This window comes from Terriglobia bacterium, assembly GCA_020073205.1.
Taxonomy (GTDB): Bacteria; Acidobacteriota; Polarisedimenticolia; order Polarisedimenticolales; family JAIQFR01; genus JAIQFR01.
The window spans coordinates 1-7979 of sequence record JAIQFR010000150.1 but is presented as its reverse complement, the minus strand read 5'-3'; the positions used below and the strand labels follow the sequence as shown (position 1 = coordinate 7979).

Sequence of the window (7979 nt, the reverse complement as noted above, 5' to 3'; positions counted from 1 at the left end):
ATCTTCACCCTCGTGGACCAGGAGGGGCGCCTGTTCAAGCCGCTGGCCTACACCAAGAACCTCGCCATGGCGATCGCGGCCCTTCTCGCGATCACCCTCGACCCGGCCATGCGGATGATGTTCACCCGGATGGACAGGATGCGGTTCCGACCGCGGTGGCTCGCCTGGATCAGCCACCAGATCGTCGTGGGAACCTACTATCCCGAGGAGAAGCACCCGATCAGCCGGGTCCTGTTCACGATCTACGAGCCCGTGTGCCGGTTCGTCCTGAGGTGGCCCAAGACGATCGTCCTGGTCGCGCTGCTGTTGCTCGCTTCCACGGTCCCCGTGTACCTCCGCCTCGGCTCGGAGTTCTTCCCGCCGCTCGACGAGGGGACGCTCCTCTACATGCCGACGAGTCTTCCCGGCGTTTCCGTGACCGAGGCGACCCGGCTCCTCCAAACCATGGACAGGCTCATCGAGGAGGTGCCGGAGGTGGTGAGCGTCTGGGGAAAGGCCGGGCGCGCGGAGACCTCCACGGACCCGGCGCCGTTCTCCATGATGGAGACGACGATCGTCCTCAAACCGCGCTTTGAGTGGCGCTCCGTCCACCGGTTCTATTCGGACCTGCCCGAATCGCTCCAGAAGCCGTTTCGTCACATCTGGTCCGATCGAATCTCGAAAGACGACATCGTGAACGAGCTGGACCAGAAGCTCCAGTTCCCAGGGGTCACCAACGCGTGGACCATGCCGATCAAGGCCCGCATCGACATGCTGACCACGGGGGTCCGCACCCCGATCGGCATCAAGATCTTCGGGCCGGATCTCACCGTGATCGAGAACATCGGCGCGGAGGTCGAAAGGACGGTCCGGGAGGTTCCCGGCACGCGCAGCATCTACGCGGAGCGGACGGCGGGCGGGTACTTCCTCGACTTTGACCTCAAGCGCGAGGCTTTGGCGCGGTATGGGCTCTCCGTCCAGGAAGCGCAGGACGTGATCATGTCGGCGATCGGCGGGGAAACCGTCACCCGGACCGTCGAGGGGCGGGAACGCTACACGGTGAACGTCCGCTACGCGCGAGAGCTTCGAGACGACCTCGAGAGCCTCAAGCGGGTGCTGGTGCCCACGATGTCGGGTGCCCAGATTCCCCTGGCCCAGCTGGCGGATATCCATTTCACCACCGGTCCCTCGATGATTCGTGATGAGAACGGGATGCTCTCCGGCTACGTCTACGTGGACATCTCGGGGTCCGACATCGGGGGCTACGTCGAGAAGGCGAAAGCAGCCGTCGCCCGGAGCGTGAAGCTCCCGACGGGCTACACGGTCCAGTGGAGCGGCCAGTACGAGAACATGCTGCGCGTCCGCGAGCGCCTCCAGTTCGTCGTTCCGATCACTATCTTCGTCATCTTCATCCTGCTCTACATGAACACGAAGTCCCCGGTGAAGGCGACCATCGTGATGCTCGCGGTGCCGTTCTCCGTGATCGGCGCCGTGTGGCTCGTATACTGGCTCGGCTACAACGTCTCGATCGCGACCTGGGTCGGGATGATCGCCCTCATGGGGCTCGACGCAGAGACCGGTGTGTTCATGCTCCTCTTCCTCGATCTGTCCTACTACGACGCGGTACGCGCGGGGAAGATGAGGACCCGCGACGACCTCAGGGAAGCCATCATCCACGGTGCCGTGAAGCGGATCCGCCCGAAGATGATGACCGTGGCGGCGGCATTCATGGGACTCATGCCGATCATGGGGTCCCTTGGCACCGGCGCCGACATGATGAAACGCGTCGTGGCGCCGATGGTCGGTGGGCTCGTCACGAGCTTCGTCCTCGAGCTTTTGATCTATCCTCCCATCTACGAGATCTGGAAGTGGCGCTTCGAGATGAAGCAGGGCAGAGTAGATCCGTCCGAGATCCCGCTCCCCGCCCGGTCGGGGACCTGAGGAAGGGGATCGCTTTCGGTTCCGGCGGCTTCGCCGCCGGCGACTTTCAAGGCCGACCGATGAGGTCGACCCAGCAGGAGGTTTCGCCATGAGAACTCTGCGCATCACCGCCGCGCTGATCGGAGTCGCGCTGATCGCCTCAACGTCGTTCGCCGCCGGTCACGGGAGCGCCGCTGCCGCCGAGCCCGAGAAGGGGGTGACGGTTCAAGGCGAGATCCTGGACATGGCCTGTTTCGTCTCGCACAACGCCCAGGGCGCCTCGCACGCGGGGTGCGCCGTGAAGTGCCTCAAGGGCGGCCAGCCGATGGGACTCCGCGCGACCGACGGCACGGTCTATCTCCTCTTCGCCGATCACGGCGACGCCAGCGCTTACGACAAGGCCAAGGAGCTCGGCGGGAAGAACGTCGAGGTCAAGGGCCAGCTCGCGTCGAACGGCGCGTTCAAGGGGATCACGGTCGAGGACGTGAAGCCGCTCTGATCCTCGGCGCGGCTCCCGCCGGGAGGGTCATGCGTCGCAGACGACTCCTGCCGATGGCGGGGGCCGCGGCCCTGCTTCTCGTGGCGGCCGCCGCGACCGCGCTCCCGTCGATTCGGCTGTATTGGAGGCACGCGTCCGCGAACCCTGTCCGGCGTGGCGCGGAGCTCGCGCGGCAGCTCGGCTGCTTCTCGTGCCACGGCGATCTCGGCGGTTCCGGGATTCCCGAGCCGGGCGCCGACGACCGGCAGGTTCCGGCGTGGAGCGGCGGTCTTTGGATGATGTACGTCAAGGACCGGGAGGAGGTCCGCGAGTTCATCCTGGACGGCGTGAGCCGGCGCCGTGCCGCCAGCGCCTCGGCGCGCGATAAACGGGTCGGCGCCGGCATCCGGATGCCGGCGTACCGTAGGCTCCTCCGCGCGGGCCAGGTCGACGACCTGGTCGCCGCATTCGAGGTTCTCTCCGGCATGAAGGGGCCGCCGGACGGCACCCCGGAGGAGCGTGGAAGGGACATCGCACGCACACGCCGTTGCTTCTCGTGCCACGGTCCCGCCGGCTCGGGGGGCCTCCCGAACCCGGGGTCGTTCACCGGTTTTGTCCCCGGCTGGTACGGTGCCGATTTCGCCGACCTCGTCCGGAGCCCCGGAGAATTCGAGACCTGGATACGCACCGGTGGACTTCCCCGGCTGTCGAGCAGCCCGGTGGCGTCCGTCTTCCTCGAGCGCCAACGCCTCGGGATGCCCTCCTACCGCGCTCTCCCCGCGACGGACGTGGACGATCTCTGGGCCTACGTCTCGTGGCTCGCGAGGACTCGCGGCGGCCTCGAGGCTCCCGACCGGCCGTTTTGACCGCTCTCACCGCTCCCTCGGCGACCCGGCCGAGGGAGCGGTGGCACACGTCAAGCCTCTCCAGGGTCCACGTTCGCGGGGGATGCTATAGTCCGCTGTCCCCCGGTTTCCTTCGCGCTACCGAGTTCGGGGAAGAGGATCGTCTCGATGACCATCGCCGCCGAGGAAGTTCTGGCCGCCCTCAGAGGAGTCCGATACCCCGGCTTCACCCGGGACATCGTATCGTTCGGGATCGTCCACGACGTGGCGGTCCATGACGGGCAGGTCACGTTCCGGCTCGATATCACGAAAGCCCCGCGGGATGTCGCGCTGCTCATCGAGGAAGCGGCCCGTGCCGCCGTCCTGGCCCTTCCCGGAGTGACCGGGGTCGACGCGATCGTCGCGTCGCCGGTCCAGCCCCGGCCCGATGCCGGTGCCGAGGCGCCGCTCCTTCCCGAGGTCCGGAGCGTCGTCGCGGTCGCGTCCGGCAAGGGAGGTGTCGGCAAGTCCACGGTCGCGGTCAACCTCGCTGTCGCGCTGGCCCGTCGGGGCGCCTCCGTCGGCTTGATGGACGCGGACATCTACGGTCCGTCGATCCCCCTGATGATGGGGGTGCAAGAGCAGCCGGAGCTGGACGACCAGCGGCGGGTGGTCCCCTTCGAGCGCCACGGAGTCCGCCTGATGTCCCTCGGGTTTCTCATCCCCCCCGACACCGCGGTCATCTGGCGCGGCCCCATGGTGATGAAGGCGGTCGAGCAGCTCCTCCGCGATGTCGCATGGGGAAAGCTCGACATCCTGGTGGTGGACATGCCGCCGGGCACCGGCGATGCCCAGCTCACTCTCTCGCAGAAGGTCCGCCTCGCCGGCGCGGTGATCGTGACGACGCCGCAGGACGTCGCTCTCGCCGACGCGATCAAGGGGGTCGCGATGTTCCGGAAGGTGGAAGTGCCCGTGCTGGGGATCGTGGAGAACATGAGCTACTTCGTGTGCCCCCACTGCGGCGCCCGCACCGACATCTTCGGCCACGGGGGAGGTCGCACGGAGGCGGGCCGCCTCGAGGTACCGTTTCTCGGGGAGGTTCCGCTCGATCCCGCGGTCCGCGAAGGGGGCGACCGCGGGACGCCGATCGCCGCTCTCGATCCGTCGTCACCCCAGACCCAGGCGTTCGACCGGATTGCAGAGAGGATCCTCGCCGCGCTCGGCGTCCAGGTGTCCGCGCGGACGACGGGACTCGGCGGGGTCTTCTCGCGCCTCAGGCGGACGTGACGCCGCATCTCGCGCCCGGATAAGGCCCCACCCCCCGGCTGCTTGGCCCGCCGTCGGTGACGACGTTATACTGGAGCTTCGGTGGGGCCCTGCAGGGTTCCCCTAGGAGAACCGAGGTTGTCGAAACCTCTCATCCTCGCGATAGCCACTTCCGCCGTCCTCCTCCTCGCCGCCGCTCCGCACGGCGCCAAAGACGCCGCCGATGCGGATCGTGTGGTCGCCGAGGCGATGGCCGAAGCCCACGCGATCGAGGCCCAGGCCGAGGCGCTCACCGCGCTGGCATGGCCTGCCGGCGGGGGCGACCCGACCGTTCGCGCGATGGCCAAGGAGAAGCTGATCCTATTCGGCCAGCCCGGGATGGCAGCATTGTGGAAATCGCTGATCACCGTCAAGCCGTCCGACAAGGCCGACGTGGTCAAGACGCTCCTCGCCGAATTCCGGCAGCTGACCGGAGGGCTCCCGCCGGAGTACCTGCCGGCTCTCGACGACGCGATCTGGTTCGGGACACGCGAGTCGAGGCGTATCGCGATTCCCGAGGTCGCTCGGTTCAATCAGGAGGGACCGGTCCTCTCCATCATCGACGCGGCCATGGAGGACCCGGAGATCCTGCCCACCGCGGTCGATGCTCTCGGTCGCCTGGGCGACCCCCGAGGCCGCTTCTTCCTCGAGCGCGTCCTCAACGAAGGGAAGCCGGGCGTGCGCGAGAAGGCCGCGGTGGCGTTGGCGCGCGTCGGCGAGCCAGGGCGCGCGGTGCTCAAGACCGCGACTCGATCGGGCAACAAGGAAATCCGGCTCGCCGCGATTCGTTCGCTCCTGCCGGTCGTCACCGTGGACGATCTGTCGTCGCTGTACGAGTACACCGCCGCGCACGCCGCCGACGACCCGCCGACGGCCAAGGCCGTCGACGCGGCCGCCGCGCGGCTCGAGAAGATCCTGGAGGCGACGCGGGCGGCGGATTCCGCGAGCCCCGCCCCCCGCTGAGCCGGCGTCAACTCTCGCGCAGCTCCTCCCCGATGGCGCGCACACCTCGCACGATGTCGTCGTTCGTGGCGGCGAACGAGAGACGCAGGTACCCCGAGGCTTCGCGACCGAACGCCTCTCCGGGGATCGTGATGACCTTGCGGCGGTCGAGAATACGCCGGCAGACCTCCACGGCCTGACCGTACGCCGACACATCGACGAAGAAGTAGAACGCCCCCCGCGGCAGCTCAAACCGGATTCCGGGTATCCGCGCGAGCTCCTCCGCCATGAGCGTCCTGCGGCCACGGAAAATCTCGAGGTAAGCCGCTCGCTCCGCCTCGGCCTGCGGCGAGAACGCGGCGAGCGCGGCGCACTGCGAGACGCTGGAGGTGCAGGTGACGAGGTACTGATGGGTGGCGATGATCCGCGCGAGGATCGGTGCGGGGCCGACGGCCCACCCGATGCGCCACCCGGTCATGCTCAGGTCCTTCGACAGCCCCGACACGACGAGGCCTCCGTCGCGAGAGAACGCGGAGAGCGATGGCACCGGCCCGTCGTAGGCGAACCCCGCGTAAATCTCGTCGGACAGCCAGGCGACCCCCTTCCGCTCCAGCAGCTCCGCCAGCCGCCTCAGGTCCTCCTCCCGCTCCACCGCGCCGGTGGGGTTCGACGGGGAGCAGACGATCACGAGGCGGGACCGCTCCCCCATCCTGGACTCGATGTCGGCGGGATCGAGCCTGAAGCCCCGAACCGCCCGCAGCGGGTAAGCGATCGGGGTCGCACCGACGAGGCGCGCAGCCACCTCGTAGGCCGGATACCCCGGGTCCGGATAGAGCACTTCGTCGCCGGGGTCGCACAGGGTCAGCAGGACGGCGAAGACCGCCTCTTGCGAGCCGACCGTGACCACCACGTTCTCCGCGCCGGACGCGAACGGCTCGTACCGGCGCGCGATGGCGGCGCGGAGGGCCGGGTCGCCCGCCGTCGACGTGTACGCGGTCCGCCCCGCCGCGATGCCCCCGGCACCGGCCAGCGAGATCCGCGGAGGGGTGGGAAGGTCCGGCTGACCGAGACCGAGGTTGATCGCCCCCGGCGGCGCGCCGTCGAAGATCTGGCGGATGAGAGTGCGATCGATGCCGTCCATGCGGCGCGCGGCGCGCATCGTCATCGCAAGGCCTCCTCGAGGGCGGAAGCGGCGTCCGTCGCGTCGTCCCGGTACTTCGCGATGACGGGCGCCTGGAGGTGAATCCCGAGGCGGGCTGCGTACTCCCCCGCGGCCGGACGCGCCCCGGGGACCACCACGGCGCCCTCGGGCACGTCCAGCGGCCCCGCGGAGCCCGCCCTCAGGACCCTCCCGTGGACCAGGTCGAACAGCGGAACCGATCTCGCGAGGATGACGCCCGCTGCGAGAACCGCGCGCGCGCGAACGCGTGTCCCTTCGTAGATCCCGCAGCCTCCTCCGACGAAGACGCCATCCTCCACGATGACGGGGAGGGCGCCCACCGGCTCGAGCACGCCCCCGATCTGCGAGGCCGCGGACAGGTGCACGTCCCTCCCGACCTGCGCGCACGAGCCCACCAGGGCGTGGCTGTCGATCATGGATCGCTCCCCGACCCACGCTCCGACGTTCACGTACGCGGGAGGCATCACGACGACCCCTGGCTCCAGGTGCGCCCCCCTTCGAACGACGGTGCCCCCCGGAACGATTCTCACGCCGTGGGGCGGTGGGGATCCGTCCGGCAGCAGCCAATCCCTGTCCCTGAAGCGGAAGACCGGCCCCACCGCTGCATCGGCATTGACTCCCGAGCGGAAGGCGAGCACGATCCCGCGACGGACCCACGCGTTCACCCGCCAGCTCCCGCCGTCAGGCACCGCGGCCCGGACTCGTCCCGATTCAAGGGCCGTGAGGAGCGCCTCGACCACGGGCCGAACCTCCTCAGGCGGCGGAGCGGGAAGCGCGGCGAGCAGCTCCACCGCCGCCTGGAGGTCGTCCGGGCTCACCGATCCGCCCCCAGGATCCCCGCCTTCTCCAGCGCGGCACGCATCGCCTGTCTCGTGGAAGGCTCCGCCGGGCCCAGGGGAGGCCGGATCGTGGCCTCGCACCGTCCGAGCAAGGCCATCGCCGTTTTGACCGGGACCGGGCTCGTCTCGACGAAGTTCGCACGCATGAGCCCGAGGAGCCGGAAGTGCATCGCGCGCGCGCTTTCGAAATCTCCCGCCAGCGCGGCGCGAACCATCGCCGCGGTCTCGGTGGGCGCCTCGTTCGAAACCACCGAGATCAGGCCGTCGGCGCCCAGGGCCAGCGCCGGAAGCGCCAGGGCGTCGTCGCCGGAGAGCACCGCGAACCCCGACCGCCGGCGATCGAGAATGGACGCGATCTGCTCCAGGCTCCCCGAGGCCTCCTTGACCCCGGCGATGCCGGGAATCTCCGCCAGCTCCAGGACGAGGTCGGCGCCGACGTTCTGCCCGGTCCTCCCCGGGACGTTGTAGACGATCACCGGGCGGTCCACCGATTCGCAGATGGCTCGGTAGTG

Annotated in this window: 8 protein-coding genes; 5 read left to right on the top strand and 3 right to left on the bottom strand. The window is 69.0% G+C overall.

All coding sequences use genetic code 11. The features are described from left to right. From LAO51_19105 to LAO51_19085, 5 genes are all read left to right on the top strand, one after another. Positions 1 to 1920 (top strand): efflux RND transporter permease subunit (locus tag LAO51_19105; GenBank protein MBZ5640851.1); only part of this gene is annotated, 1920 nt, incomplete at its 5' end. An 88-nt stretch (positions 1921 to 2008) separates the two neighbouring features. Next, positions 2009 to 2398 (top strand): hypothetical protein, encoded by a 390-nt coding sequence (locus tag LAO51_19100; protein ID MBZ5640850.1) that lies wholly within the window; start codon positions 2009 to 2011, stop codon positions 2396 to 2398. A gap of 29 nt (positions 2399 to 2427) precedes the next feature. Continuing rightward, complete coding sequence (locus LAO51_19095; GenBank protein MBZ5640849.1) at positions 2428 to 3243, top strand: cytochrome c; 816 nt, start codon at positions 2428 to 2430, stop codon at positions 3241 to 3243. Between the two features lie 147 nt (positions 3244 to 3390). Next, positions 3391 to 4488: an Mrp/NBP35 family ATP-binding protein gene (locus LAO51_19090; GenBank protein MBZ5640848.1), complete on the top strand. Its 1098-nt coding sequence runs from the start codon at positions 3391 to 3393 to the stop codon at positions 4486 to 4488. Between the two features lie 117 nt (positions 4489 to 4605). Then, positions 4606 to 5469, top strand: coding sequence for a HEAT repeat domain-containing protein (locus tag LAO51_19085; protein ID MBZ5640847.1), 864 nt, complete (start codon positions 4606 to 4608; stop codon positions 5467 to 5469). A gap of 7 nt (positions 5470 to 5476) precedes the next feature. On the opposite strand, the gene LAO51_19080 is transcribed toward LAO51_19085, so the two are convergent. From LAO51_19080 to LAO51_19070, 3 genes are all read right to left on the bottom strand, one after another. After that, entirely contained in the window at positions 5477 to 6613 is a 1137-nt protein-coding gene (locus LAO51_19080) for a pyridoxal phosphate-dependent aminotransferase (protein ID MBZ5640846.1), read from the bottom strand. Then, complete coding sequence (locus LAO51_19075) at positions 6610 to 7446, bottom strand: 2,3,4,5-tetrahydropyridine-2,6-dicarboxylate N-succinyltransferase (protein ID MBZ5640845.1); 837 nt, start codon at positions 7444 to 7446, stop codon at positions 6610 to 6612. The genes LAO51_19080 and LAO51_19075 overlap by 4 nt, the downstream gene beginning before the upstream one ends. Then, on the bottom strand, positions 7443 to 7979 hold a 537-nt coding region (locus LAO51_19070; GenBank protein ID MBZ5640844.1), incomplete at its 5' end, for a dihydrodipicolinate synthase family protein. The genes LAO51_19070 and LAO51_19075, both read right to left, overlap by 4 nt.